Here is a 25,414-nt window from a genome sequence, read left to right on the forward strand (position 1 = left end):
CGCGCTGAGAGGAGGCCCGGAGCGGTTCGCCGCCCCGGGCCTTCCGCGTCCCGCGGGGCTTGGTGGCCTGGAGCGCCGGCGCCGGCCCTGACTTCTCGTGAAGGCGTCACAACGATTCGGGTGCTCCCTCCTTCACGGGACCCTCGTGTTCCGGGTGTCCTGGACCGCCGGTCGAGGCAGCGCCGCGCAGTGCTGCCTCGACCCGGCGGTTGCTGGTCATGGTCGCCGTGACGGCGGTCATGGCGAGGAGGAGGCCGGAGGCGGCGTAGAGCGGGGTGCGCACGTCGTACACGGTGGCCAGCCAGCCGCCGAGGAAGGCGCCGAACGGGGCGGCGCACATGGCGAGCATGCGGGAGGTGGAGGCGACCCGGCCCATCAGGTGGGCGGGGACGATCGCCTGCCGGAGGGAGGGTGCGAGCACCATCGTGGCGCCCATGCCCGCCCCGCAGACGGCGAGCGCGAGGCCGGCGGCGTACGGGTTCGGGGCGGTGGCAAGGCCCAGGATGGCCAGCCCCTCGACCGCGGCCGTGCAGGTCAGCGCGGTTCCGGTGCCGAGTCGCCGGCCGAGGAACGAGGCGATGCCCGCGCCGAGCAGGCCGCCGGTGGCCTCCGCCGTGAGGAGCAGGCCGAAGCCGAAGGTGTCGATGCCGAGACGGTCGTGGGCGAAGAGGGCGAGGACGGTCTCCACGGCGATGAAGGCGATGTTCCCGACCGCCGGGCGCAGTGCGAGGCCGAGCAGCAGTCGGTCCCGGAACACGTACGAGGCGCCGGCCCGCGCCTGGCGCAGCAGCGACTCGCGGATCTCCGGTACGGGACGGGGCATGCGGGGCAGCGACCGTACGAGCAGGGCGGAGAGCGCGAACGACACCGCGTCGGCGAGCAGCGGAACCGCCCGCCCGAGCGCGAGCAGGGCACTGCCCGTGGGCGGCCCCGCGAAGCCGGACGCGGCGGTCTGCGCGCCGCGCAGGCGGGAGTTGGCGCGCTCCAGGAGGGCGGGGTCGCGGCCGAGCAGATCCGGCAGATAGGCGGTGGCGGCCGTGTCGAAGAAGAGTCCGCCGAGGCCGAGCAGGAAGGCGACGGCCGCGAGCAGCGGAATGCCCAGCACGTCGAGCGCGGCCGCGGCCGCCGGTATCGCGAGCAGTACCGCGCGGCCCGCGTCCGCGACCCACATCGTGCGCCGGCGGTCCCAGCGGTCCACCAGCGCACCGCCGAGCACCCCGAAGAGCAGCCACGGCAGTGTTCCGGCGGCCGTGACGACGGCGAGCGCCATCGGATCCCGCGTCAGCGTCAGCGCGAGCAGCGGCAGCGCGGCATGCGTCACCCCGTCGCCGAGCGAGGACACCGTCTGGGCGGTCCACAGCCGTCCGAATCCGGTCGGCATCTTCCGGACGTCCGAGGTCACTTGGCGTCTCCTTCGGTGCTCTGCGCGCGCGGTGTCGGGTGGAACAGTGCGAAGACGAGTGACGCGTCCGGCAGCGAGGGATCGGACAGCTCGCGGAACTCGTCCGCCAGCGCCTCAAGTCGCGCCCCCAGCTCCGTGAACTGCTCGTCGGTGAGGCGCAGATGCGCCATCCGCACGTGCCGCTCGCCGGCCGCCGGCGCCGCCTCCAGGTCCGCCACCGCATGCCGCATCAGCAGGTCCGGACCGCCCTCGCCCGGATCCGGCAGCACGATCGACCGGGCGGCCATCGCGTAGTACCGCTCGGTGACCCCCCGCACCTTCCGCGTCCGCACCACCTTCACCAGGCCGGCCCGCTCCAGCAGCCGTACGTGGTAGCTGGAACTCCCCTTCGCGAGGCCCACTCGCTCGGCGATCTGCGTGATCGTCGCGGGCTCGAAGCGGAGCACGGCCATGATCCGGTGGCGCGTGAGGCTGGAGACGGCGCGAAGCTGCTCGTCAGTGGTGACGTGGAAGGTCTCGGGAAGATCATCGGTGGGCATGGGCCCAATGGTCAACGTTTCTTGACCATTGGGCAAGAGGATTCCCGCAGAGTTGGCGCAGGTTCTCCTCGACCTGGCCGCGCAGTTGCCGGGGCCCCCGAAGGATTTCCGGAGCCGACCGCTCAGCGGAGCGGCGGGAGGGTCACGGTCATGATCGGGGTCGGGAGGCCCGTCGGGGGCGTCCACTCCGGGATCGGGGGCTTGGGAGGCGCCGGCGGCGGGTTGGGGCCGCTGTGCGGGTTCTGCCGTTCGGCCGGGCTGCGCCGCGGTGGCGGCCCCCGCGAGCCGCCGGTGCCCGTGGCCGGCCGGGGGGGCGGGGTCGCCGGGGCCGGGGGCTCGGGGGGGCGGCCCCTTATACCCACGCCACCCGATACCTTCCCTGGCCTCGTGGCCTCGGAGATGTGTATACGACCCGGGCCCCTGCCCACCCCCCCCCCCGCCCCCGCCCCCCCCCCCCCCGCCCCTGCCCACCCCCCCCCCCGCCTCCGGCCACCTCCAGCCCCTCCGGCGTTTGAGGAGCGGGGTCTGGGGCGGAGCCCCAGGGGCCTCGGGCGCAGCCCGGGGCCCCTCAGCCCGTCCGGCGCTTGAGGACCGGGCCCGGGCAGCGCCCGGGGGCACCCTCAGTCAGGGTTCTCGGCCGGCCGATACGTGCTCGTTCGACTTCACGGTCGCCGACGAGGGCAACCGGACCTCCGGCCCTCGCGCTTACGTACGCGGCGACGCCGCGGCCTGACCGGCGGGAGCCTCAGGGGGCGGGGTCCGTGAGCTGCCAGGTGTGGCCGCCGGGGTGGGAGAGGTACTGTCCGCAGCCCTCGCCGGCGCCGCCCACCGGGCAGTCGGGGAGGGAGAGGACCGCGTCCCCGGGCCAGCGGGCCCACATCGCGCACCCCGGGTCCGGGCCCTCGTGGAGCACGTCCATGTGCGGCCCGGCGTGCCGCCCCAGGGAGCACCGCAGTTCCGGGCCGGCCCCGAGCACCTCCAGGAGTACCCCGCGCGGCAACCGCGCGAGCGCGTCCAGGTGTACGGCGGACAGCGCGCCCGAGGCTCCGCACGCCGGGGCGCTGCCGCCGCTCACGTGATCCCGCCCCGGGCCGCGGCGAACGCCAGGCAGCAGGTCCAGACGACCGCCCCGAGGGTCACGGTCACGGCGGCCGCGGCATCGTCCGCCGTACGGGCCTCCAGCACCCCCCGCATCCGCCGGGCCGCGTCCGCGGCGGCCCGCCGGACCAGCGCCGCGTCCAGCAGTGCGCGGAAGCGGGCCCGGTAGGCGGGGTCCGACTCGATGCGCCGCAGCTCGGCGAGCGGGTCGTCCCTCACAGCAGACCCTCCGTGCTCCGGGCGTTGCGCCGGGCGGTCTCCGCGCGGAGCCGCTCCATGGGGTCGGGGAGGCGTACGTCGCGCGGCTCCGCCTCCCACTCGGGCCCGCCACGCACGGGCCGCAGCGCCCAGTACGGCCCGGCGAGCCCCCGGAACTCCCCGACCCGGTCGTCGCGACTGGTGTCCACCACGAGGGTTCCGGGGGTGGGGGGAGGGGGAATTGGAATTCCACACATGGCCGTTCCTCTGCGTAGCGGAGTCACTACTGGGTGGGTTCAGCGTGGCGCGGTCGTGGGGACAGTTCAACTTGCCAGTACGGAACGGAAAGTTGGTCACGGGCCTGTGAATCGCAAGGAGTTGAACCCCGAGAAGGGTCCCGAAGCGGCGTTCGGGGCACGTCTGCGCAGCTCGCGGGAGGAGCGAGGATGGACGCAGTTGGGCCTCGGGAAACGGATGGGCTTCTCCAGTACGCACATCTCGGCGGTGGAAACCGGGCGCAAGATTTCGACTCTGCGTTTCGTGCGAAGTGCGGATGCGGTGTTCGGCCTCGCGGGAACCGAGGACACGTTCGAACGCCAGTGGCGCGAGATCCGGCACGGGGTCCTGCTGGAGGGCTTCCCCGAGTTCCTCGGGTACGAGAGCCGGGCCGTGGAGATCCGGCTCTACGAGGTGGGCGTCATACCCGGTCTGCTCCAGACCCCGGAGTACGCGACGGTCCTCGCCGAGAGCGCGGTCAAACGAGGGGCCATCACCCCGAAGCAGGCGGCCGAGCGCATCGCAATCGTCGCGGACCGGCAGGCCGTGCTTCTGGGTACCCCTCCGCCGCTGGTCCTCGCGGTGCTCGACGAGAGCTGCATCCGGAGGCCCCTCGGCGGGCCCGACGTCATGAGGGAGCAGTTCACGCGCCTGCTCGAATTCGCCGAGCTGCCGAACACCGTGCTCCAGGTCGCACCGTTCGACATGGGGGAGCGGCGGCCCTTCAACCTGCCCGTCACCGTGTTGACGCTGCCGGACCGCTCGATCATGTCCTACGCGGAATCCGCCCAACGGGGCCATCTGGAGCGGGAGAACAACTCGGTGGTGCCCATGCTGACGGCCTACCATCAGCTCCAGGCCGAGGCATGCACCCAGGCGGCATCCGTGGCCATGATCGATCAGCTACGAAAGGGCACCTCGTGACGACCGAATCCCCCCGCTGGTTCACCTCCTCCTACAGCGACAACGGCGGCCAGTGCGTCGAGGTCGCCACCAACCTCGTCGCCTCGCGCGGCGTCGTGCCCGTCCGGGACTCCAAGCGTGACGACAGCCCGGTGCTCGGCTTCACCGCAACCGCTTTCGCCACATTCGTGGCTGGCGTCAAGGCTGTCTGACCAACAGAAGGGCACGGAGTGATGAGCGAATCCCCCCGCTGGTTCACCTCCTCCTACAGCGAGAACGGCGGCCAGTGCGTCGAGGTCGCCACCAACCTCGTCGCCTCGCGCGGCGTCGTGCCCGTCCGGGACTCCAAGCGTGACGACAGCCCGGTGCTCGGCTTCACCGCAACCGCTTTCGCCACATTCGTGGCCGGCGTCAAGGCCGTCTGAGCGGCCGCCGGGCCCCGGGCGGCGCCCCGGGGCCCGGGCCGGCTACACGGCCGCGCGCGGCAGTCGGCGTTCCCACGTGCGGTGGAAGAGGACCTCGTCGCCCTCCCGGCACACCACCTCGTTCGACGTCAGGAAGCCGCCCTCGTCGCAGGTGATTTCGGAGCGGGTCACCACCGACACGTCCCAGCCCAGCTCCGGCCGGTGCAGCCGTACCGTCCATGTCGAGTGGGTGCGGGCCGACAAGGGGTCCGCCTCCTGGATCTCGTAGACCTCCAGCGCGTCCTCGCTGAACTCCAGGCCGTCCGGGTAGACCCGGGTTCCGCCGTAGCGCGGGTCGACCTCCAGGCGCCATACGCCCCGCGCCACGTCCCGTACGACCAGCCGCTCCGGCCGCGGCTCGTCCAGTGTGGCCGGGTAGACGACGCCCAGCGGCTCCGACTGCTCCGGGGCCTCGAAGAGGATCGGTTCCACCGCGGCAGGGGCATCGCGGACCGGGAGTTCCACCGCGCTGCCCGCCGGGTCCAGGGTCCAGCCCGCCTCCGAGCCGGCCCGTGGCCAGATCCACGGCCAGTAGGCCGAGGACAGGGCGACGCGGATGCGGTGGCCCGGTGGGAAGGAGTGGCCGATGCCGTTCAGTTCGAAGGCGACGTCCTCGTACGAGCCCACCGGCCATGGCACCGCCTTGTCCCGGCCTTGTCGGGAGGACAGGTTCAGGACGCCGCGGGTGACCAGCGTCGAGGAGCCGTCCGGGGCCACGTCGCAGAGGCGGGCCACGACCTGGCCGTACGGGACGTCCATGCGCAGGCGGAGTCTGACCACGGGGCGGCCCAGGATCTCCACCGGGCCGGAGCCCTGCCCGACGGGGAACTCGAAGCACGCCGACTTCGCGTCCTCCTCCCGCTGGTCCGGCGGCAGGTCCGCGTCGTTGCCGAAGGGGAAGAAGCGGCCCGCGTCCAGGCCCGTGTGCTGCGGGGAGGCCACGACCACCGGCGCGCCCTGGAAGGCGTAGGTGACCGGGTCGACGTTCGGGGAGGGCCAGGACGGGTCGCCGACCCAGCGGCCCGGCAGGGTCGCGTAGGTGGTCGCCGGCGGGTGCGATTCGGAGATCCAGGAGCGGAGGAGGGGTTCGGACATGACGCCGGTGTCCTTGCCCTTGAGCCAGTGGTCCCACCAGCGCAGGGTCTCCTGGAGGAAGCCGATGGCGGGGCCCGGCGGCAGCCCCCGGTCGGGGTACTGGTGCGACCAGGGGCCGATCAGGCCCCGGACGCGGTCGGCGGGGAGTGCGGCGACCAGCCGCAGGACGGTGTCGCGGTACGGGTCGTGCCAGCCGCCGACGGCCAGGACGGCCGCGCCGATCGCGCCGTAGTCCTCGCAGACGCTGCCGTGGCGCCAGTACGCGTCGCGGGTCTGGTGGGAGAGCCAGGTGTGGACGAGGGGTTCGACCGCGCCGAGCCGCGAGAGCCACTGCTCGCGCCAGCCGCCGCCCGCGTAGAGGGGGTCCGGCGGGCGGGAGGCGAAGGCGAGCATGGTCGCCGCCCACGCGTGCATGTCCACGGCGAGGAGGGAACCGCCCATGTAGTGGACGTCGTTGTCGAAGCGGTCGTCCGTGGAGCAGACCGTGACGATCGCCTTGAGGGGTTCGGGGGCGAGGGCGGCGATCTGGAGGCTGTTGAAGCCGCCCCAGGAGATCCCGAACATGCCCACGGACCCCGTGCACCAGGGCTGGGCCGCCAGCCATTCGACGACCGCGACACCGTCGGCCAGCTCCTGGGCGTCGTACTCGTCGCCCGGGTCGCCGCCGCTGCAGCCGTGGCCGCGCACGTCGACCCGGACGGAGGCGTAGCCGTGGCCCGCGTACCAGGGGTGGCGCTGCCAGTCGCGCGGGGCGGTCCAGTCGGTGAGGCGGTACGGGAGGTACTCCAGCAGGGCCGGGACGGGCTCGTCCGTGACCGGGCGCCAGATGCGCGCGTACAGCTCGGTGCCGTCCCGGAGGGGGATGCGGACGTCCTCGCGGGTGGTTCCGTAGGGGAAATCGGTACGGACGATCATCGGTTCTTGACCACCAATCACCTCGGCGGGCGGGCAGCGGACGGTCAGTGGACGGGGTGCATCGTGCGCTTCAGCCAGGGGGCGAGCGCGATCACGGCCAGCCCCACCGCGATCGCGATGGCGCCGTTGACGCCGAAGTACGCGGGGTTGGAGACCTTGCCGTAGAGCTTGACCACCTGTGCCTGGATGCCGTTGGCCAGGGCGAGGGACAGGAACCACAGGGCCATGGTCTGGCTGGCGAAGGCCTTCGGGGCGAGCTTCGTGGTGGCCGACATGCCCGAGGTCTCCAGCAGGACGTCACCGAGTCCGAGCAGCAGGTAGGAGCCGATGATCCACCAGGCGGCCATCTTGTAGGTGTCCCCGGAGTGCCCCGAGGTCGGGATGACCATCAGGAGGAAGGACAGGCCGCCCAGGACCACGCCGATGGCGATCTTGTTGGAGGCGTGCGGCTGGCGGGGGCCCATCCGGACCCACAGCGCGGCGACGACGGGGGCCAGCAGCACCTCGAAGGCGCCGAGGGCGGAGGCGTACCAGCCGGCCGGGAAGGTGAAGCCGAGGATCTCGGTGCGGGCGTTCGTCGAGGCGAGCAGCATCATCGTCGAGTACGCCTGGAAGAGGATGAAGTTGAAGGCGACCGAGGCCAGGAAGAGCACGACGTACGGGCGCAGCCGCCCCCGCTCCTCGCCCGTCACCCGGGGGCTGCGGAACATGACCGCGAAGTAGACGATCGGCGCGATCACCGAGACCAGGGTGAGCAGGTCGACGAACCGGCCCATCGTCAGCCAGCCGAGTACCGCCAGAAGGGTGGCGAGCGCGGCGAAGAGCACGAGCCCCGCGATGATCTTCGTCACTGCCGCGCGCATCGCGTCGGGCGCGAGCGCGAACTCGGCGGAGTGCTTGCGTCCGGCCAGGTGGCGGCGGCCGAGGACGTACTGGATGAGTCCCGCGGTCATGCCGATGGCGGCGGCCGAGAAGCCCCAGTGCCAGCCCTTGTGCTCACCGAGCCAGGCGGTGATCAGCGGGCCGGCGAAGGCGCCGATGTTGATGCCCATGTAGTAGAGGGCGAACCCGGCGTCGCGCCGCTCGTCGTCCGTCTTGTACAGCTTGCCGACCATGCTGGCCACGTTCGGCTTGAGCAGTCCGGTGCCGGCGCTGATCAGGCCGAGGCCCACCCAGGTCATGGCGGCGGTCGGCACGGCCATGGCGTAGTGGCCGCAGGCGATGAGGATGCCGCCCCACAGCACGGCGCGGTACGAACCGAGGATCCGGTCGGCGAGCCAACCGCCGGCGACGGAGACGAGGTAGACCATGGTCCCGTAGGCCGCCGAGACGGAGGCCGCGGTGCCCGGGTTCATCCCCAGGCCGCCATGGGCCACCGTGTCCGCGAAGTAGAGGACGAGGATGGCCTGCATGCCCAGGAACGAGAAGCGCTCCCAGACCTCCAGTCCGGAGAGCGTGGCCAGGCCCCTGGGGTGCCCGAGGAAGGCGTGGTCGTCGCCGGGCGGCGGCTGGTCCGCCTCCGGGTCAGCCTCCGGGTCCGGGGGCTCGTCTATATCGGTCGCAGTTCTGGACAAAACGTATTCTCCGGTTGTTTCGGCTCCTCAAGAACATACCGGTGTGCATCGGGCACTGCTCGGGTAGTGACCGGGCAGCCGCCCTGGGTGATCGAAAACAGACCCGATACGCTGGCTTGAGTGATGGCAGCGACACATCGACAATCCATGTGATCGTCAACGTGATCGTCAGCAGACAGGAGTACCCCTCGTGACCGTCGTCGGGCCGTTCGGACTGAGCGTGCGGGACCAGGCTCTTGAGACCGATGTCCAGGCCGGACTGGCCGCCGTCGAGGCGGGTCTGCTGGAAGCCACCAAGAGCGAAGTCCCCTTCATCACCGAGGCCGCGCAGCACCTCGTGCGCGCCGGAGGCAAGCGGTTCCGGCCGCTGCTGGTGATGCTCGCCTCCCGATTCGGCGATCCCTACGCGCCCGGAATCGTGCCCTCCGCCGTCGTCGTGGAGCTGACCCACCTGGCGACGCTCTACCACGACGACGTCATGGACGAGGCGGACGTGCGCCGCGGCGTGGACAGCGCGAACGCCCGCTGGGGCAACTCCGTGGCCGTCCTGACGGGTGACTTCCTGTTCGCCCGCGCCTCGCACATCCTGGCGGACCTCGGGCCCGAGGCCGTACGGATCCAGGCCGAGGCCTTCGAGCGGCTGGTGACGGGCCAGATCCTGGAGACGGCCGGTCCGCGCGACGGCCGCGACCCGGTCGCGCACTACCTGGACGTGATGGCCGGCAAGACCAGTTCGCTGGTCGCCGTCTCCTGCCGCTTCGGCGCGCTGATGTCCGGCGCCGACGAGATGGTCGTCGACGTCCTCACCCAGTACGGGGAGCGCCTCGGCCTGGCGTTCCAGCTCGCCGACGACGTCCTCGACATCGCCTCCGACGCGCACGAGTCCGGCAAGACCCCGGGCACCGACCTGCGCGAGGGCATCCCGACGCTGCCGGTGCTGAGGCTGCGCGAGATGGCCGCCCGCGACGGGAACCCGGACGACCTGGACCTCGTGGCGCTCCTGGACGGCGACCTGACGGACGACGCCCGCCACGCCGAGGCCCTGACCCGGCTGCGCTCCCACCCCGCCCTGGAGCAGGCCCGCCGGGACACCGTCCGCTACGCGGAGGAGGCGCGGGCCACGCTGGCCCCGCTGCCGGAGTGCTTCGCGAAGTCGGCGCTGGTGGAGCTGTGCGACGCGGTGGTCCACCGCGCGGGCTGACGCCCGGCGCGGACCGGCGGACCCGGACCTAAGGCAGAGGCGCGGGCCCGGCATCCCCTACGGGTGGGGGAGGCCGGGCCCGCGTTTTGTCATCCCTGGGGCGTAGGCACAGTTGGCTCCGGGGGTTGACGCCTTCACCCCCTCGGGTTTGGTCAGATAGAGGCACATCCCCACCAGATCGGGTGAGAGTGGCGGCGCGGGGTGGACGTGTACACGCAAGACGGGTAGGTCGCCGCCGTACACACAGAGGTAGGGCAGACAGACATGGCAACGAACTCAAAGACCCGCAAGGCCGCTCGGTACGCCGTACCGGTCGCGGTGTTCGGTGTGGTCGCCGGCACGATCGCGATGGTTCCGGCCTTCGCGAACTCCGGTGGCCCGGACCTGCCGAAGATCACGGCGCAGCAGCTCATCGAGAAGATCGCCGCTTCGGACGTCGAGCAGCTGTCCGGCAGCGCCAAGATCAGCACGGACCTCGGCCTGCCGACCCTGGCCTCCGGCCTGCTCGGCGGTGGCGGCGTCACGGGTGGCTCCGCCGACCCGCAGGACAAGGTCGCGCAGCTGGCGAGCGGCACCCACACCTTCCGGGTGGCCGCGGACGGCCCGGACCGGCAGAAGCTCACCTTCGTCGACGGCAAGGACGAGTACACCCTCGTCCACAACGGCGACGACGTCTGGGGATACGACTCCAAGTCCAAGGAGGCCTTCCACGAGAAGGCCCCGGCGGAGGCGGGCAAGAGCTCCGAGCGCAAGACCGGCGACCGGCTCGGCGCCACCCCGCAGGAGATCGCCAAGGAGGTCCTGGAGGCCGCCGGCCCGACCACGGACGTCAGCGTCGGCGACACGGCCCAGGTGGCCGGCCGCGACGCCTACCAGCTGGTCCTGAAGCCGAAGGCGTCCGGATCCACGGTCGCCTCGGTGAAGATCGCGGTGGACGCCAAGAACGGCGTGCCGCTGCGGGTCCAGCTGCTGTCCACCGACGGCGGCAAGCCGATCCTGGACGCCGGCTTCACCAAGGTGGACTTCGCCAAGCCCGCCGCCGACACCTTCGCCTTCACCCCGCCCAAGGACGCCAAGGTGAACGAGGGCGGCGGGGAGCACGGCAAGGGCGACAAGGGTGACAAGGGAGACAAGGGCCTGGGCGGCGCCCTCGGGTCCATCCCGGGCCTGGACGCCCTCACCGGCGGCGCCGGTGTCGGCGCCGACAAGGGCGGCATGAAGGTGCTCGGCGAGGGCTGGACCTCGATCGCGCGGATCGACACCGGCCAGGCCAACGGCCTCAAGGACCTCGAGGGCGCGGCGAAGGACGGCAAGGCCCCCAAGGAGGCCAAGCAGTTCCTCGACACCCTCGGCGACAAGGTCTCCGGGAAGTTCGGCGAGGGCCGCATCTTCAAGACCCGCGTGGTCAACGCCCTGATCACGGACGACGGCAAGGTCTACGTCGGAGCGGTCACCAAGGACGAGCTCGTGAAGGCCGCCGACGCGAACAAGTAACCGCGCTCCGGCCGCCGCACGACGGAAGGGTGGGCAGGGACACTGTGTCCCTGCCCACCCTTCCGCCGTTCCGCCCCTGCGTACAGCAAGCCCGCTGTACCGTGAAAAGCATGTCGAGACACGTCACCATCCGCCTGGAAGAAGAGTTCCACGAACGCCTCAAGGCGCGCGCGGCGGCGCTGGGGACAACGGTCACCGCGCTGATCACCGAAGTCACGGAACGCGAACTCGACGAGGACCGGAAGAACTTCCTGTCCGGGATCGAGGAGTTCGCCGACCACTGGGGCTACTTCCAGGAGCGGTTCGGGCATTGAAGATCACCATGGAGTGGGCCTGGACCGCTCTGGCCCACCATCTCCCGTCCGATCCCGCCGTATGGGATCCGTCCGGAGTGGCCGCAGCCGTGGCCCGGCACCAGAACGACCTCGTCCTGGTGCCCGAGCAGCCCGCCCCGGATACCGCGTGGCGGGCCGCCGCTTTTTTGCACACCCTCGCGGTGTGCCCGGCGCTGGAATCCCCGATGAACGAGTTCTACGCCGCCGCCGCGACCCGCTCGTACCTGCGCGTCGCCGGGGCCAAGCAGCTGCCCTCGCCGGAGGAGCTCGGCGATCTGGTGGAGGCCGCGAAGCTGGGGCGCGCCGATGTCGAGGCGGTCGCGGAGGAGCTGCGGGCCCGGATCCAGGACCCCCTGCCGGCCTCGCTACGGGGCGGCGCGCAGGACGCGTAGCACCATCGGGGCCTCGTCCGGGTGGAGCCGCAGATCGGCGGGGACGAGGACGGCCCTGCCCTGCGCGTGGTCCGCGAGCCGCCGGCGCCGCCGCCGTCTGCGCACGAGGAGTGCGGGGTTGACGGCGGCGGCTTGGCCGAGCAGGCCCAGCAGGGCGATGAGGAGCTCCGGCATCCTCCGATCAGACCATCGGACGCCGGAGGGGCGGATCCTCCCTGGAGATGACCTTCCTAGAAGGTGATCTTCCAGCTGTTGATGTAGCCGACGTCCTGCGCCGCCCCGTCCTTGGCCCGGAGCTTCCAGACCCCGTTCGCCACCTCGGAGGAGGCGTTGACGGTGTAGGACTGCACGAGGTTGTCGGCGCTGCCGCCGGTGCGGTTGTGCAGGTTGTAGACGGTGCCGTCGGGGGCGACCAGGTCGACCACCAGGTCACCGCGGTAGGTGTGGACGATGTTCACATCGACCTTGGTGGTGGCCGGGGCATTGCCCGTGACGCCCGAGGCCGTGATCGACGAGGTCACCGCGGCGGCGGGGGAGTCCGGGATGCTCACGTCCGCCGTGTTCTCGAAGGACGGGCCCGGCGGGACCGGGACGGCGAACCCGAGGTTCCAGATCGCGTAGGCGATGGCGTCCGCGTTGCGGTCCAGGGCGGTGTCGTTGATGTTCGACGTGTTGTCGCAGGACGAGTGGTAGCAGCGGTCGAAGGCCTGACCCGAGGTGCCGCCCCACTTCTGGGCCTGGGCCGCCGTCTTGCTGTTGCTGGCGCCGGTGAACAGGCCGCCGACGGGGATGCCGACGTTCTTGAAGGACGCGTGGTCGGAGCGGCCGTCGCCCTCCGTCTCGATCTCGGTCGGGACGCCGAGGCCCGCGTAGTAGTTCTTGAAGGTCTGCTCGATGGTCGGGTCGTCGTCGTAGACGAAGTAGCCCGGGTTCGGCGAGCCGATCATGTCGAAGTTCAGGTACCCGGCGAACTTCGCGCGCTCCGCGGTCGGCAGGTTGTTGACGTAGTACTTCGACCCGACCAGGCCCAGCTCCTCCGCGCCCCACCAGCCGAAGCGCAGGTGCTTCGTGGGCGTGAGGCCGGCCTGGGAGACGGCCAGCGCGGTCTCCAGGACGGCCGCGCTGCCGGAGCCGTTGTCGTTGATGCCCGCACCGGAGGACACCGAGTCCAGGTGCGCACCGGACATCAGGACCGAGTTGGGGTCGCCGCCCGGCCAGTCGGCGATCAGGTTGTAGCCGGTCGCACCGCTGGAGGTGAAGGTCTGCAGGGTGGTCGTGAAACCGGCCGCGTCCAGCTTGGCCTTCACGTAGTCGATCGAGGCCTTGTAGCCGGTCTTGCCGTGTGCGCGGTTGCCGCCGTTGGCGGCGGCTATGGACTGCAACTGCGTCAGGTGCGCCTTGACGTTGGCGACCGGGATGTCGGGCGGCGTCGGCGCCGCGGCGACCGAGGCCGGCGAGGCGAGCGCGGCGGGAGCGGTGGCGGCGAACAGGCCCGCGACCGCGATGGCGGTCACGGCGGCCAGACGCCGGGAAACGGACAGGCTCATGTGGGGGCTCCGGGATTCCGTACTGGGGATTGTGCGGAACGTGCGGGTGGCGCGGGTGAGCGTGCCTGTGCGGCGGCGCTACTGCGTGGGTACGGCAGTGCGTCGTGCGTCAGTGCGAGCCTGATGTTCGAGGAGAGAATGACTGTCCGTCAAGAACACAATCCGGTCAGGTTGGTTCGGAAACCGGACGATCCCCGCTCCGGAACTCCGGGGCGGGGATCGACGGGTGCGGCTGCGGGCCTACGGGACGGGCCCGCGCGGCGCCTGCGGGACGGGCCGCGCAGCGCCTGTGGGACGCTCCGCGCGGCGCCTGTGGGGCAGGTCTACGCGGCGCCCGCCGGGGCCTTGGCCTCGGCGGTGACAGCGGCGGTGGCAGTGGTGGCGGTGGCAGTGGCAGTGGTGGTGGCAGTGGCCTTCGCGCCGGCCGGGCCGCCCACCGGAAGGGCCCCGAGCCGCAGGGCGCGGTTGCGGCGGGCGGAGCGCAGGGCGTCCCAGGTGAGGATCGACAGGGCGACCCAGACCAGGGAGAAACCGGCCCAGCGGGCGGGCGGCATGGCCTCGTGGAAGTACAGGACGCCGAGCCCGAACTGGAAGACGGGGGCCGTGTACTGCAGCAGTCCGAGGGTGGACAGCGGTACCCGGATCGCGGCCGCCCCGAAGCAGACCAGCGGGATCGCGGTGACCAGCCCGGTGGAGGCGAGCAGCGCGGAGTGCCCCGATCCCTGGGAGGCGAAGGTCGACTGGCCCTGCCAGCTGAGCCACAGCAGGTAGCCGAGGGCGGGCAGGAAGAGCAGCACGGTCTCGGCGGTCAGCGATTCCAGGCCGCCCATGTTGAGCTTCTTCTTGATCAGCCCGTACGCGGCGAACGAGAAGGCCAGCACGAGCGAGATCCACGGCGGCCGGCCGTAGCCGACGGCCAGCACCAGCACGGCGGCCACGCCGATGCCGACCGCCGCCCACTGCCGGCGGCGCAGCCGTTCGCCGAGGAGGATGACGCCGAGCGCGATGGTGACCAGGGGGTTGATGAAGTAGCCGAGGCTGGCCTCGACCACCGCGCCGTTGTTGACGGACCAGATGTACACGCCCCAGTTCACGGTGATCAGGGCGGCGGCGGCCACGAGGAGCGCCAGCTTGCGGGGCTGGCGCAGCAGCTCTCCCATCCAGCTCCAGCGGCGCAGGACGAGCAGGGCCAGGCCGACCGCGCCCAGGGACCACACCATGCGGTGGGCGAGGATCTCGATCGCGCCGGCCGGCTGCAGGAGTGGCCAGAAGAGGGGTACGACGCCCCACATCCCGTAGGCGCCGAATCCGTAGAGCAGACCCGTGCGCTGCTCGTTCTCCGCCTTCACGGGGCCTCCAGTGAGATTCAGCCAACCTCAAGACGGTAGCGCCGTACGCGCCGGATGTCATCAGCGTCAGTGGGAGATGCTCATGACACTTGCGGTACCGGTCGCCGCCGGCCCGGCGCCGGCGCCGGGCCACCGGGCCGCCGGAGGGGTCTACCGGCGCGCGGCGGCGAGCGCGTCGGCGATCGCCCCGGACACCGGAGTCGTCGGGCGCCCGATGAGCCGGGCCAGGTCGCCGTCCGTGGAGCCCAGCCGGCCGCGCCGGATCGCCGCGTCCACGTCCGCGAACACCGCCGCGAAGCCCTCCGGGAGCCCGGCGGCGGTCAGGACGGCCCGGTGCGCCTCGGGCGTGAGCTCGGTGTACGCGACCTCGCGGCCCGACTGGGCCGACAGCTCCGCGGCGTACTCCGCGAGGCTCCAGGAGGCGTCCCCGGAGAGCTCGTAGGCCCGGTTCAGGTGGCCCTCGCCGGTCAGCACCACGGCCGCGGCGGCCGCGTAGTCCGCGCGGGCCGCGGAAGCGACACGGCCCTCGCCCGCGCTGCCCACCAGCGCGCCCCGCTCCAGGTGGGAGGTCAGGTCGCGGGTGTAGTTCTCGTGGTACCAGCCGTTGCGCAGGAAGGTGTACGGGATCCCGGAGTCGAGGATGGCCTGCTCGGTGGCGCGGTGCTCCGCCGCCAATTCGAAGTCGGCCTCGGGTCCGCCGAGGATCCCGGTGTAGGCGAGCTGGGCGACCCCGGCGGCGCGCGCGGCCTTCAGGACGGCGGTGTGCTGGGCGATCCGGCGGCCGATCTCGTTGCCGGAGACCAGCAGCACCCGGTCGCCGGCCCGGAAGGCGCGGGCCAGGCTCGCGGGGTCGTCGTAGTCGGCGACCCGCAGCTCGACGCCGCGCTCGGCGAGGTCCGCGGCCTTGGCGGCGTCGCGCACGACGGCCGCGATCCGGTCGGCGGGGACGCGGGTCAGCAGCTCCTCGACGACGAGGCGGCCGAGGGCTCCGGTGGCTCCGGTGACGACGATGCTCATGGGGGTCTCCTTCGTGCGGCGGCCTCGGGGGCGGGGCCTGTCACTACCGTACGGGAAGCGCTAACTTTTGGAAAGTAAGCTGGTGGGGGCGGTGGTGGCACACGCTCGGAGATGCGGAAGCCCGGGCCTCCACGAGGAGGTCCGGGCTTCGGTCGTACACGTCCCGACGGCTCGGCGGACTCAGCCGACGACGGTCCAGGTGTCGTTGCCGCTCAGCAGCGCACCCAGATCGCCCTTGCCGTTGCGTTCTACGGCTGTTTCGAGTTGTTCGGCCATGAGGGTGTCGTAGACGGGCCGGCGCACGTTGCGGAAGACGCCGATGGGCGTCCGGTGCAGCGTGTCGGGGTCGGCGAGCCGGGAGAGTGCGAAGGCGTTGGTCGGTGAGGCGGTGGATGCGTCGTGGACCAGGATCCGGTGCTCGTTGTCCGGGGTGACGGTGACGACTTCCAGGTCCCCGGTGGTCACGTCGCGGACGACGCCTTTGGTGTGGTCGGTGCCGAAGCGGATCGGCTGCCCCTGTTCGAGGCGGATCACCGCTTCCTGGGCCTGTTCGTGGTCTTTGAGGACTTCGAAGGCGCCGTCGTTGAAGATGTTGCAGTTCTGGTAGATCTCCACGAGGGCTGTGCCCTGGTGGTCGGCGGCGGCGCGCAGGACTTCGGTGAGGTGTTTGCGGTCGGAGTCGACGGTCCGTGCCACGAAGGAGGCCTCCGCGCCGATGGCCAGGGAGACCGGGTTGAACGGGGCGTCGAGGGAGCCCATCGGCGTGGATTTGGTGATCTTGCCGACTTCGGAGGTGGGTGAGTACTGGCCTTTGGTGAGCCCGTAGATCCGGTTGTTGAAGAGGAGGATCTTGAGGTTGACGTTGCGGCGCAGGGCGTGGATGAGGTGGTTGCCGCCGATGGACAGGGCGTCGCCGTCGCCGGTGACGACCCAGACGGACAGGTCGCGGCGGGAGGAGGCGAGTCCGGTGGCGATGGCGGGGGCGCGGCCGTGGATGGAGTGCATCCCGTAGGTGTTCATGTAGTACGGGAAGCGGGAGGAGCAGCCGATGCCGGAGACGAAGACGATGTTCTCTTTGGCCAGGCCGAGTTCGGGCATGAAGCCCTGGACGGCGGCGAGGACGGCGTAGTCGCCGCAGCCGGGGCACCAGCGGACTTCCTGGTCGGATTTGAAGTCTTTCATGGACTGTTTCGCGGTGGCTTTGGGGACGAGGGAGAGCAGGGTGGGTGCCTCAGTCATTGATGGCCTCCTTGAGATGCGTGGCGAGCTGCTCGGCCTTGAAGGGCATGCCGTTGACCTGGTTGTACGACTGTGCGTCGATCAGGTATTTGGCCCTCAGGAGGGTGGCGAGCTGCCCGAGGTTCATCTCCGGCACCACTACCTTGTCGTAACGCCCCAGGACCTCGCCCAGATTCCTGGGGAAGGGGTTGAGGTGGCGCAGGTGGGCCTGGGCGATGGGGACACCCGCGATCCGCAGGCGGCGTACGGCGGCGGTGATGGGGCCGTAGGTGGAGCCCCAGCCGATCACCAGGGTCCGCGCCTGGTCCGGGTCGTCGACTTCCAGGTCGGGGACGTGGATGCCGTCGATTTTGGCTTGTCGGGTGCGGACCATGAAGTCGTGGTTGGCGGGGTCGTAGGAGATGTTGCCGGTGCCGTCCTGTTTTTCGATGCCGCCGATGCGGTGTTCGAGGCCGGGGGTGCCGGGGTTGCTGCTTATATACATCTGACGCTGCCGACGAGACGGCATGCGGATGGCCGTGCCGGCGGGGGTGCGCGACGTCACCTCCGGCAACCCGGACGTGACGTTGCTGCCCGCGCTGGGCGACGCGCTGGCGGGCGCGGCGCGCCGCTACGCCCTGGAGCCCAACCTCTACGGGCAGGAGCCGGGCGTTTCGGGCGCGGCCCGGCTGGCCGGGGCGGGCCTGGGCGCCGACGGGGGGCCGGGCCGGGCGCTCTGGGGCCGGGCCTCGGTGGGGGGGGCGGGCGTGGGGGTGGGGGCGGCCTCGGCGTGGGGGGTGGGGGGTTCCAAGTGGCAGCTCCTTGTTGGGTGGTTGCGGGCATGCGGCAGCGGCCGGGCACCGGGTTGCCGGGTGGTTTGCGGGTGGGGGAGGTGACGGGGGCCGCCTGTGGCGTTGGCCCGCCAGGCGTTTCGCCCTCGCTCGCAGGCAGTCAGCTGCGGCGGGGGAAGACGAACAGTACGTCCGACCCCGGGCACAGTCCAGCGTTTCTGTGTCAGCTCCGCGCAGAATCGTCTGTTAACGTGCCGCCCCCTCAAGCGGCCAGACCGAGCAGGTCCAGCAGGTCGGCGGTCACCACTCGGTAGGCGTTGCCCATCCGCAGCACCTTGCACGGGTACTGACCTCGCTTCGCCAGCTCGTACCCCTTGCTCCGCCCGAGACCCAGAGCACGGTTGCCCGTGTCCAGGTCAACGGCCACGGGAAGGGCCATCAGCTCCTCCCGGCCCATCCCCTTCACCCGGCTTGCGATCCTTTCGTCGCGCACGAGGCGCTCCTCTCGTCACAGCCCACGGCGAACACGTCATCGCGTCCGGCTCCAGGCGTATGACTTTCACGGTAAGAAAGTTATTGTGTCTGCATGACACAACATCGCTTGGATGATGAAGACGAGGACGACTTCCCGGAATGGGTCGACCGGATCAAGAACAACGTCGCCGGCGAAGTCCGCCGGCGGAGGAAGGAGATGGGATGGAGCGCGCAGCGGCTGGCAGAGCGATGCGAGGAGCTCGGCCACCCCATCCCGCGCAACGTGATCGCCAACCTGGAATCAGGCCGCCGGGCCAACCTGCCCCTGGTCGACGTCATGATCCTGGCCGCCGCCCTGTATACGTCCCCGATCTGCCTGATCTTCCCCATCGGCTACGTCGAGGAGACCCAGGAACTTCCCTTCAGCCACCCCATCTCGACCTGGGACGCCATGCGGATGTTCACCGGTGAGGAACCGGGCTACTACTCCGATGCCGGGCTGATCCCCGACTTCAACCGCCACGCCAGCCTGGTCCGCACCATCGAGGCCGCCCTGCGCGAAGCGGAACGGGCCGGTTTCGCCGCTGAGACGGCGGCCAACCCCGCCCAGCGCGAGGAAGCCGAACGCAAGAGGGACAGCTACAACGCACAGGTCAAAGAGGCCACCTGGCAACTCCAGATGGTCCGCGGACAGATCCGCGACGAAGCCGCCACCCCGCCAGAACTGCCACCAGCACTCGCCGACATCGACCCACCCGACACCGACGAAGAGGACGCCATTTGAAGGGCTCCACCCACCGCCGCTGCTACTGCCGCGACCCGAAGACCGGCAAGCCGCTCGGCAAGACGTGCCCCAAGCTCTCCAGCCGCAAGCACGGCTCCTACTCCGTACGCCAGGAACTCCCGCCCCGCGAGGACGGCACCCGCCGCTCCTTCAACCGCGCCGGGTACGAGAGCCTGAAGGCGGCGCAGGCCGATCTGGACTTCGTACGTGCTCTCCTGGGCATACCGGCGGCGGACGACCCCGAGAGCGTCGCCAGCGTCGCGGCGCTCCTGGAGCAAGTGGCCGATGAGAAGGCGCCGCTCCCTGACGTCGAGGAGACCCGACGCCGGCTGCGGGCCGGAACCTCTCTCCTCGGGTCGATCACCGTCGGCGAATGGCTGGACCGCTGGCTCGCGTCGAAGAAGACGCGCAAGACCACGACGAACGGCTACGCCTCCCACATCCGCGTCCACCTCCGGCCCCGCATCGGGCACCTCCGCCTCGACCGGCTGAACGTCGCCCACTTGGTCGAGATGTTCGACGCCCTTGCCGATGCCAACGAGGCGATCGAGGCCCACAACCTGGCCCGGCGTGAGCAGATCGCCCGCTGCAAGCCGAGCAAGGCCGGCAGGCCGGTCGCGGCCGAGCGGGCGCTCCTGGCCGCCGAGCGGGCCAAGCTCGCCGCGATGGAGCCCTTCCGGAAGCCCACCGGGCCCGCGACCCGGCAGAGCATCCGCCGCACCCTGCGGGCGGCGCTGAACGGGGCGATACGCCAACAGCTCATCATCTTCAACCCGGCGTCCCACGTGGAGCTGGAGTCCGGCAAGCGCCCGAAGCCCCTGCTGTGGACGGACGCCCGCGTGGCCCGGTGGCGCCTCACCGGCGAGAAGCCCTCCCCCGTCATGGTCTGGACCCCGGCCCAGTTCGGCGCCTTCCTCGACGAGGCCGAGGGCGACCGGCTGTACGCCTTCTTCCACCTCTCCGGCACACGCGGTCTGCGGCGCGGCGAGTGCGTCGGCCAGGAGTGGTCCGACGTCGACCTGGAGGGCGGGCAGATCACGCCGGCCAAGGAGATCGTGGTGGACGGCTGGGACCCGTACGAGTCCGCGCCGAAGACGGACGGCAGCGCCAGCACCATCGCGCTGGACAGCCTGAACGTGACCGCCCTGCGTGAGCACCGGGTACGCCAGCTCGCGGAGCGGGAGAAGTGGGGCCCGGCCTGGCAGGACACAGGCAAGGTCTTCACCCAGGAGGACGGCTCCTGGCTCCACCCCGAGACCGCCTCGGAGACCTTCCGGCAGATCCTGGCCCGCACGGACCTGCCGCCGATCACCCTTCGTGATCTACGCCACGTCGCGGCCACCCTCACCCACGGCGGTGGCGGCGACCTCCACACGATCAAGGAGACGCTCCGGCACTCCACGATCACGCTGACCTCGGACACGTACACGAGCCTGCTCCCGGAAGTCGACCAGGCAGCCGCCGAAGCGGCGGCCCGGCTGGTACCTCGCACCCGCTCGGAGAAGGCCTCGGAAACAAGCCAGGCCACACCCTGAGGAAAACCGCGCAGCATTGCTCTCGTGGAAATCGAGAGCAACCCGTCCATCACGCTGATCACGCCGGACCGCGCTGCAGCGTGCACGGCCTTCACCCGGTCAAGGCGGCGTTGCATCCGAACTATGCCGGCCGGAGTGGTGGTACCGGCTGGGGCTGGGCGAGGCTCAGCGTGGTGTGCCTGTGGCGCCGCACCTGTTGGGGTTAGGCGCCACAAAGGGGATGCATGGTCTATCGGTCCTGTTCGGCCGGGTACGCGAACTTCGTCGTCTGCGAGAAGCACATGCGCGATCCGCTCCAGCACGGCCTGAAGCGGACGGGACTCTCGACACGGATCGACCGCCGCCCCGCGGATACCGTAGTGGCCATCGAACAAGCACTGGGGACACCGTCAGTCCCCATGTCGGCCGACGCGAGATTGTCAGCGGAGAGGCTCAGCGGGAGGGCACGTTTTCGTACAGCTGCTGGCGCAGGTTCAGAAGGGCGTTGGTGTTGGCTACCGCCGCGAGTTTGGCGAGCAGGTCCCGGATCAGCGGATGGTCGCCGTCGCGTACGGCCTCGACGATTTGGTCGATGAGTTGGCGGACGTGGAGGTCGATCGCTGTGGGGTCGGCCGGGGCCCCACCATGACCGGACGACCCCGCCGCGTGTGACGGCCCGGCGCTCGCTCCGGTACCCGGCGTTGCCGTCACTCGTCCTCCAACGCTGCCCGGTCGGCGGAGGTTACCGGGCGCATGATGTCCGCGGTGGTCACGGCGGCTTCGCCGTAACGGCGTGAGGTTTGCCTCGGGTGACCGGCCTGAGTCGACCTCTCCGCGCACGGGGCTTTAGACAAGTAAGCGGTCTTTTCCGGCAGATAGGTGGAAGATCCCGGCATCTGGGTGAACCCAGCTCGGGTTGTGCACGCGGCTGCGTTCGCGCGCGATGACACTCGCCAGCGGGGCCCGGCCGTGGCCATTTCCTGTGACTGGTACACAGTCCCGACCGGAGGTAGACCGAGGTGGCGGTGAACGGGAACCCGACCGTCCGACGGCGTCGGCTGGGCGCGGAGCTGCGCCGGCTGCGTCTGGCCAGTGGCCTGACCAGTACGCAGGTGGCCGAACACCTGTTGATTTCCCAGCCCAAGATCAGCCACCTGGAGAACGGCCGCCGCGCCATCAAGCCTCGTGATGTACGGGACCTGTGCGCCCTCTACCAAGTCACCGACCCGCACGTCGTCGACTCGTTGATGCAGATGGCCACGGAAGCGGACCGGCAGGGCTGGTGGGTCGCCTGCGGGGAGGTCCCGTACGCCGTCTACATCGGCTTGGAGTCGGCAGCCGCTTCCATCCGCTCCTACGAGCCCCTGGTGATCCCGGGCCTGCTGCAAACTCCTGCCTACGCGGCTGCGGTCGTCGCGGAAACGATCCCTCTGGCCACCCCTGAACAGATCGCCGTGCGCAGTGAGGTCCGGCTGCGTCGTCAGTCCCGGGCCCACCACCCGGCCAGGTCTGTGCGCTTATGGGCCGTGCTGGACGAATCCGCTCTGCGCCGCGTGGTCGGCAGCCCCAGGATCATGCGGGAACAGCTTGAGTTCCTGAACCACATCGGCGCACAGCCGCACATCACCGTGCAGGTCCTCCCGCACGAGGCGGGAGCCCATCCGGGCATCTCGGGACAGTTCTCCATCCTCGACTTCCCCGACGCCGCCACGGGGACGGTGTATCTGGAGCGTTTCACCAGCGACCTCTACCTGGAGAAACCATCCGACGTACGGCAGTTCAGCACCATGTACGACCACCTTCAGGCGCAGGCCCTGAGCCCGGAGTGCACCCGCCAGTTCATTGCCCGCGCTGCCAAGGAGCTGCTGGCCGCCGGATCGCTGTGCGGCCGGTCGTGATCACCGCACCGGCCGCAAACCACTGCGTTCTATTGGGCTCGCGGCCGGTGGCGATGGCTTCGGCGTAGGCGGCGAGGGTGCGTAGAGGGTGGAGCGGCCGACGCCGAGGTGCTTGACGATGGCGGTGACGGACTCCTTGGCGTCGCGGCGGCGGAGGGCGACGGCGAGCATGTCGCCGTCGATGGCGGGCGGCCGGCCAGCCGCCGTGGTTGCCGTTGGCCGCGGCGGTGTCCAGGCCGATCAGAGTCCGCTCGTGGATGAACTCCCGCTCGACCTCCACCATCGCGGCGAAGACCACCGACATCCGTCTGTCGTTCGACACCCCAGCAAGCCCACGTCGTAGCGCTGAATGACGCCCCGTCCCGGGCCGTCCGCTCACGCATCGCTCACGCACAGGCCCGGAAACGACTGAGCGCCCCACCCGGCCGGAACCGGGTGAGGCGCTCAGTAGCAGGTCAGAGGACGTGTCCCCCGCCTGTGAGCAGTAGGCCATGTCGGACTCGAACCGACAACCAACGGATTAAAAGTCCGCTGCTCTGCCAATTGAGCTAATGGCCCTCGGCTTGCTCCCCCCAGAGCATAGCCCGAGAGGGCCGGACCACCGATCGCATATCGGCGGTCCGGCCCGGGGATGTCGGCGGTGCTCCCCGCTCAGCCACCGGGGCGTACGACCACGGCGCCCGAGGCGGTCACCGTGAGCGGGCCGGAGAGCGCCAGTTCGGCCCCCTGCCCGTCCGCGGGCCGGGCCTTCAGCGTCCAGGTGTACCCGCCCTTGGGCAGGGTGATGCCGGAGGAGTCCTTGCCGTCCGTCCTGGGCCGCAGCAGCCCGCGCACCTCACCGCCGTTGATGGTGCGCACGACCTTGCCCGTGGCGTTGTCGGTCAGCGTCATCGCCCAGGAGGCGGCCGGCTTCGACAGCCAGAACCGCGGCTCCCAGCGCTTGGTGTACCCGGACAGCCAGGGCCCGGACGCCGCGACGTCCTGGTCGATGACCGCCAGCGGGGAGGCCTTGCCCGTGATCCCCACGATGTGGACGGCCTGGTCCGGGTCGAGGTAGGCGAACTTGCCGCCGAAGGGATCGAGGGCGAACTCGTTCTCGAAGAGGTCCCGTCCGGGGGCGAACTCCCGTACCGCCTTGCCGGAACGCAGGTTGTAGACCTCGCCCTTGTCCCGCACGACGTACCCGTCACCGAGCCGGACCCCGCTGAAGGGGGCCGCATCGGGCAGCAGGACCCGCTTCCGGGTCGGCACGTGGTACCCGGCGGCCGCAACACCCGTTTCCGCGCAGGACGAGTAGAACCACTCCGCGGTGACCTGGAGTACACGCGGGCGGCAGCCCGCGCCCAGGTCCACGCGCCGGGTCACCTTCCCGGTCCTCAGGTCCCTCCCGGCCACGACGCCCTTGTCGCCCTCGGGCTGCCACAGCACGCTGCCCCACAGGGCAGCGACACCGGTGTGCTCCAGGCCGGACAGCATCTTGCCCGTGTCGATGTCGGCCACGTACTGCAGACGCCCGGAGGGGTCCCCCAGGGCCGTGAACAGGACGTAGCGGCCCGAGGCAGTGATGATGTGCTGCTCGAACAGCCCCTCGCCGCCCTGGAGAACCACCTTGCGCGTGGCACCGCCTGGGCGGGCGTCCTTGACGAACAGTGCGCCCGATCCCTTGCGAGGGGGATCGAAGGCCACGATCCGCCCGTCGCCGGTGGGCGAACCGCCCTGGCCGGTGATGTCGATGTCGCCCGTGCAGGGCGGCTCGGCCCATGCGCCGCCGTCGCAGCTCCAGTCGGGGGTCTGGGGCACGGACGGGGGCCCCGAGACGGAAGCCTTGAAGCCCAGGAGAGCCGTACCGTCGCCGTTGCTCTGGCCGAAGCTGAGTACCCCCTGGGCGAAGGCGAGGTCCCGCCGGCTGACGGCCGGCTTCTGCGGTATGTCCAGCACCTTCGTGGCCCGGGGAATGTCCTGGGCATCGAGTGCGATGCGGTGGATGCCCCAGTGGGCGGCATCGGAACCGCCCTCGACGTACACGTTGCCGTCGGAACCGGCGACGCTCTGGGACCCGACCGAGGGCAGCACGGTCCGCACGGCTCCGCCGTCGCCCGGAACGGCCCGGCCCCCCGTGATCAGCCAGTCGCCCAACAGGTGCCCGTCCTTCGTCCCTTCGATGGAACCGAGGGGGAGCACGCTGAGGTCGGACCTGGACAGCAGGGACCGGCCGGCGTTGTGCGGCGACAAGAGGATCCGGTCCGGGCCGAGCGTGGCGCGGTAGTACGAGTTCTCGCTCCCCTTGGGGAGCGGGATCGGGCGCATCGTCGCCGTGGCGTAGTCGACCAGCCCGATCCGGACCCGGCCCGCCCCGTCCACGTAGGTGATCACCGCGCCCTTGTCGTCGGCGGCCTGGGGCCGCACCGTCCCCTCCGACCAGGCGCGCACCACCTCCGTCGTCTTCACGACGATGTCCTTGCGCGGTTCGTTCTCCCGCCCGATCAAGTGCAGGCTCAGCTGTCCGTCCGCGCGCGGCTCGGTCGCGAGCACCTGGGTGGGCGAGACGGTGCCCACCCACATCCGGCCGGCCGCGGGCGTCAGCGTCTCGGACTTGCCCGTCGCGTAGTCGTGGATCCTGACCGGACCGGCGGTCTGGGTGCCGAGGGGTTTGCGGTACTCGCACGCCTGCGTGTCACCGAACAGGATCGTCCAGGATCCCGGTACGTCGCAGTCCCGCCACGTGTCCTCCCGGCCGTCCTGGAGGCTCTTCCAGACGAGGCCGCCGCCATCGCCCCGGTTCTTCCATGAGCAGTCCGGTGCCGGCCGCATAGAGCAACCGCTGCACCGGCTCCTTGCCCTTCGGCGCCACCAGCGTCGCCTCGCCCCCCGGCGGTACCGCCTTGCCTGTCGCCGTCGCCGGTACGGCGCCCAGTGCGGCCAGCGCGCCGGTCAGC

Annotated in this window: 25 protein-coding genes, 1 tRNA gene and 1 pseudogene; 10 read left to right on the forward strand and 17 right to left on the reverse strand. The window is 70.9% G+C overall.

Annotation, left to right across the window (positions count from 1 at the left end):
* Window positions 1-106 precede the first annotated feature (106 nt).
* From DRB96_RS28080 to DRB96_RS28105, 5 genes are all read right to left on the reverse strand, one after another.
* Window positions 107-1,381, reverse strand: a complete 1,275-nt coding sequence (locus DRB96_RS28080; RefSeq protein ID WP_239516873.1) for an MFS transporter — start codon at window positions 1,379-1,381, stop codon at window positions 107-109.
* A gap of 17 nt (window positions 1,382-1,398) precedes the next feature.
* Window positions 1,399-1,941: a winged helix-turn-helix domain-containing protein gene (locus DRB96_RS28085; protein WP_112450984.1), complete on the reverse strand. Its 543-nt coding sequence runs from the start codon at window positions 1,939-1,941 to the stop codon at window positions 1,399-1,401.
* 745 nt (window positions 1,942-2,686) lie between these two features.
* On the reverse strand, window positions 2,687-3,016 hold the full coding sequence (locus DRB96_RS28095) for a hypothetical protein (protein WP_112450985.1): 330 nt from the start codon (window positions 3,014-3,016) through the stop codon (window positions 2,687-2,689).
* Window positions 3,013-3,258 (reverse strand): hypothetical protein, encoded by a 246-nt coding sequence (locus DRB96_RS28100; RefSeq protein WP_112450986.1) that lies wholly within the window; start codon window positions 3,256-3,258, stop codon window positions 3,013-3,015. The genes DRB96_RS28095 and DRB96_RS28100 overlap by 4 nt, the downstream gene beginning before the upstream one ends.
* Window positions 3,255-3,494, reverse strand: coding sequence for a hypothetical protein (locus tag DRB96_RS28105; RefSeq protein ID WP_112450987.1), 240 nt, complete (start codon window positions 3,492-3,494; stop codon window positions 3,255-3,257). The genes DRB96_RS28100 and DRB96_RS28105 overlap by 4 nt, the downstream gene beginning before the upstream one ends.
* Before the next feature lie 106 nt (window positions 3,495-3,600).
* Between DRB96_RS28105 and DRB96_RS28110 the strand changes: the two genes are divergently transcribed.
* The 3 genes from DRB96_RS28110 to DRB96_RS28120 are packed head-to-tail and all read left to right on the forward strand — an operon-like array spanning window position 3,601 to window position 4,841.
* Window positions 3,601-4,437 (forward strand): helix-turn-helix transcriptional regulator, encoded by an 837-nt coding sequence (locus DRB96_RS28110; RefSeq protein ID WP_112450988.1) that lies wholly within the window; start codon window positions 3,601-3,603, stop codon window positions 4,435-4,437.
* Window positions 4,434-4,628, forward strand: coding sequence for a DUF397 domain-containing protein (locus tag DRB96_RS28115; protein WP_112450989.1), 195 nt, complete (start codon window positions 4,434-4,436; stop codon window positions 4,626-4,628). Before DRB96_RS28110 ends, DRB96_RS28115 begins: the two co-directional genes overlap by 4 nt.
* An 18-nt stretch (window positions 4,629-4,646) precedes the next feature.
* Window positions 4,647-4,841: a DUF397 domain-containing protein gene (locus DRB96_RS28120; RefSeq protein ID WP_112450990.1), complete on the forward strand. Its 195-nt coding sequence runs from the start codon at window positions 4,647-4,649 to the stop codon at window positions 4,839-4,841.
* A gap of 42 nt (window positions 4,842-4,883) precedes the next feature.
* Here DRB96_RS28120 and DRB96_RS28125 read toward each other — a convergent pair whose 3' ends face one another.
* On the reverse strand, window positions 4,884-6,890 hold the full coding sequence (locus DRB96_RS28125) for a CocE/NonD family hydrolase (protein ID WP_112450991.1): 2,007 nt from the start codon (window positions 6,888-6,890) through the stop codon (window positions 4,884-4,886).
* Window positions 6,891-6,934: 44 nt separating this feature from the next.
* Window positions 6,935-8,443, reverse strand: a complete 1,509-nt coding sequence (locus DRB96_RS28130) for a peptide MFS transporter (RefSeq protein ID WP_112453763.1) — start codon at window positions 8,441-8,443, stop codon at window positions 6,935-6,937.
* A gap of 211 nt (window positions 8,444-8,654) precedes the next feature.
* Between DRB96_RS28130 and DRB96_RS28135 the strand changes: the two genes are divergently transcribed.
* The 4 genes from DRB96_RS28135 to DRB96_RS28150 all read left to right on the forward strand — a co-directional run bounded on the left by DRB96_RS28135 (window position 8,655) and on the right by DRB96_RS28150 (window position 11,886).
* Window positions 8,655-9,665, forward strand: a complete 1,011-nt coding sequence (locus tag DRB96_RS28135; RefSeq protein ID WP_112450992.1) for a polyprenyl synthetase family protein — start codon at window positions 8,655-8,657, stop codon at window positions 9,663-9,665.
* Between the two features lie 264 nt (window positions 9,666-9,929).
* Complete coding sequence (locus DRB96_RS28140; protein WP_112450993.1) at window positions 9,930-11,159, forward strand: DUF2092 domain-containing protein; 1,230 nt, start codon at window positions 9,930-9,932, stop codon at window positions 11,157-11,159.
* 110 nt (window positions 11,160-11,269) lie between these two features.
* Window positions 11,270-11,473: a ribbon-helix-helix domain-containing protein gene (locus DRB96_RS28145; RefSeq protein ID WP_239516343.1), complete on the forward strand. Its 204-nt coding sequence runs from the start codon at window positions 11,270-11,272 to the stop codon at window positions 11,471-11,473.
* Window positions 11,470-11,886, forward strand: coding sequence for a hypothetical protein (locus tag DRB96_RS28150; protein ID WP_239516342.1), 417 nt, complete (start codon window positions 11,470-11,472; stop codon window positions 11,884-11,886). Before DRB96_RS28145 ends, DRB96_RS28150 begins: the two co-directional genes overlap by 4 nt.
* Here the strand turns inward: DRB96_RS28150 and DRB96_RS28155 are convergent.
* The 7 genes and pseudogenes from DRB96_RS28155 to DRB96_RS28190 all read right to left on the reverse strand — a co-directional run bounded on the left by DRB96_RS28155 (window position 11,860) and on the right by DRB96_RS28190 (window position 18,265).
* Window positions 11,860-12,060 carry a hypothetical protein gene (locus DRB96_RS28155; RefSeq protein WP_112450995.1) on the reverse strand — a complete coding sequence of 67 codons (201 nt, stop codon included), beginning with the start codon at window positions 12,058-12,060 and terminating at the stop codon, window positions 11,860-11,862. The genes DRB96_RS28150 and DRB96_RS28155 overlap by 27 nt on opposite strands.
* A gap of 56 nt (window positions 12,061-12,116) precedes the next feature.
* On the reverse strand, window positions 12,117-13,433 hold the full coding sequence (locus DRB96_RS28160; RefSeq protein ID WP_112450996.1) for a M28 family metallopeptidase: 1,317 nt from the start codon (window positions 13,431-13,433) through the stop codon (window positions 12,117-12,119).
* 323 nt (window positions 13,434-13,756) lie between these two features.
* A complete protein-coding gene (rarD, locus tag DRB96_RS28165; protein ID WP_112450997.1) occupies window positions 13,757-14,782 on the reverse strand; it encodes an EamA family transporter RarD in 1,026 nt (341 codons plus the stop codon).
* A 150-nt stretch (window positions 14,783-14,932) separates the two neighbouring features.
* Complete coding sequence (locus tag DRB96_RS28170; protein ID WP_112450998.1) at window positions 14,933-15,799, reverse strand: SDR family oxidoreductase; 867 nt, start codon at window positions 15,797-15,799, stop codon at window positions 14,933-14,935.
* A gap of 180 nt (window positions 15,800-15,979) precedes the next feature.
* On the reverse strand, window positions 15,980-17,038 hold the full coding sequence (locus tag DRB96_RS28175) for a 2-oxoacid:ferredoxin oxidoreductase subunit beta (RefSeq protein WP_112450999.1): 1,059 nt from the start codon (window positions 17,036-17,038) through the stop codon (window positions 15,980-15,982).
* A pseudogene (locus DRB96_RS28180) lies at window positions 17,031-17,504 on the reverse strand (2-oxoglutarate ferredoxin oxidoreductase subunit alpha); the annotation flags it as partial. The pseudogene DRB96_RS28180 and the gene DRB96_RS28175, both read right to left, overlap by 8 nt.
* A 566-nt stretch (window positions 17,505-18,070) precedes the next feature.
* Complete coding sequence (locus tag DRB96_RS28190) at window positions 18,071-18,265, reverse strand: hypothetical protein (protein ID WP_112453767.1); 195 nt, start codon at window positions 18,263-18,265, stop codon at window positions 18,071-18,073.
* Between the two features lie 129 nt (window positions 18,266-18,394).
* Between DRB96_RS28190 and DRB96_RS28195 the strand changes: the two genes are divergently transcribed.
* Both DRB96_RS28195 and DRB96_RS28200 read left to right on the forward strand, forming a co-directional pair.
* Window positions 18,395-19,066 carry a helix-turn-helix transcriptional regulator gene (locus DRB96_RS28195; RefSeq protein WP_112451001.1) on the forward strand — a complete coding sequence of 224 codons (672 nt, stop codon included), beginning with the start codon at window positions 18,395-18,397 and terminating at the stop codon, window positions 19,064-19,066.
* Window positions 19,063-20,601, forward strand: a complete 1,539-nt coding sequence (locus DRB96_RS28200; protein WP_112451002.1) for a site-specific integrase — start codon at window positions 19,063-19,065, stop codon at window positions 20,599-20,601. The genes DRB96_RS28195 and DRB96_RS28200 overlap by 4 nt, the downstream gene beginning before the upstream one ends.
* A gap of 432 nt (window positions 20,602-21,033) precedes the next feature.
* Here the strand turns inward: DRB96_RS28200 and DRB96_RS43245 are convergent, their stop codons facing one another.
* Window positions 21,034-21,291 carry a hypothetical protein gene (locus DRB96_RS43245; RefSeq protein ID WP_162688764.1) on the reverse strand — a complete coding sequence of 86 codons (258 nt, stop codon included), beginning with the start codon at window positions 21,289-21,291 and terminating at the stop codon, window positions 21,034-21,036.
* A 308-nt stretch (window positions 21,292-21,599) separates the two neighbouring features.
* Between DRB96_RS43245 and DRB96_RS28210 the strand changes: the two genes are divergently transcribed.
* Window positions 21,600-22,478, forward strand: a complete 879-nt coding sequence (locus DRB96_RS28210) for a helix-turn-helix transcriptional regulator (protein ID WP_112451004.1) — start codon at window positions 21,600-21,602, stop codon at window positions 22,476-22,478.
* A gap of 485 nt (window positions 22,479-22,963) precedes the next feature.
* Here DRB96_RS28210 and DRB96_RS28220 read toward each other — a convergent pair.
* Window positions 22,964-23,036: transfer RNA gene (locus DRB96_RS28220), tRNA-Lys, on the reverse strand.
* A 93-nt stretch (window positions 23,037-23,129) separates the two neighbouring features.
* A complete protein-coding gene (locus DRB96_RS28225) occupies window positions 23,130-25,289 on the reverse strand; it encodes a hypothetical protein (RefSeq protein WP_112451005.1) in 2,160 nt (719 codons plus the stop codon).
* Window positions 25,290-25,414: the final 125 nt, after the last annotated feature.

Origin of the sequence: Streptomyces sp. ICC1, from assembly GCF_003287935.1 — a bacterium.
GTDB classification, from domain to species: Bacteria; Actinomycetota; Actinomycetes; order Streptomycetales; family Streptomycetaceae; genus Streptomyces; species Streptomyces tritrimontium.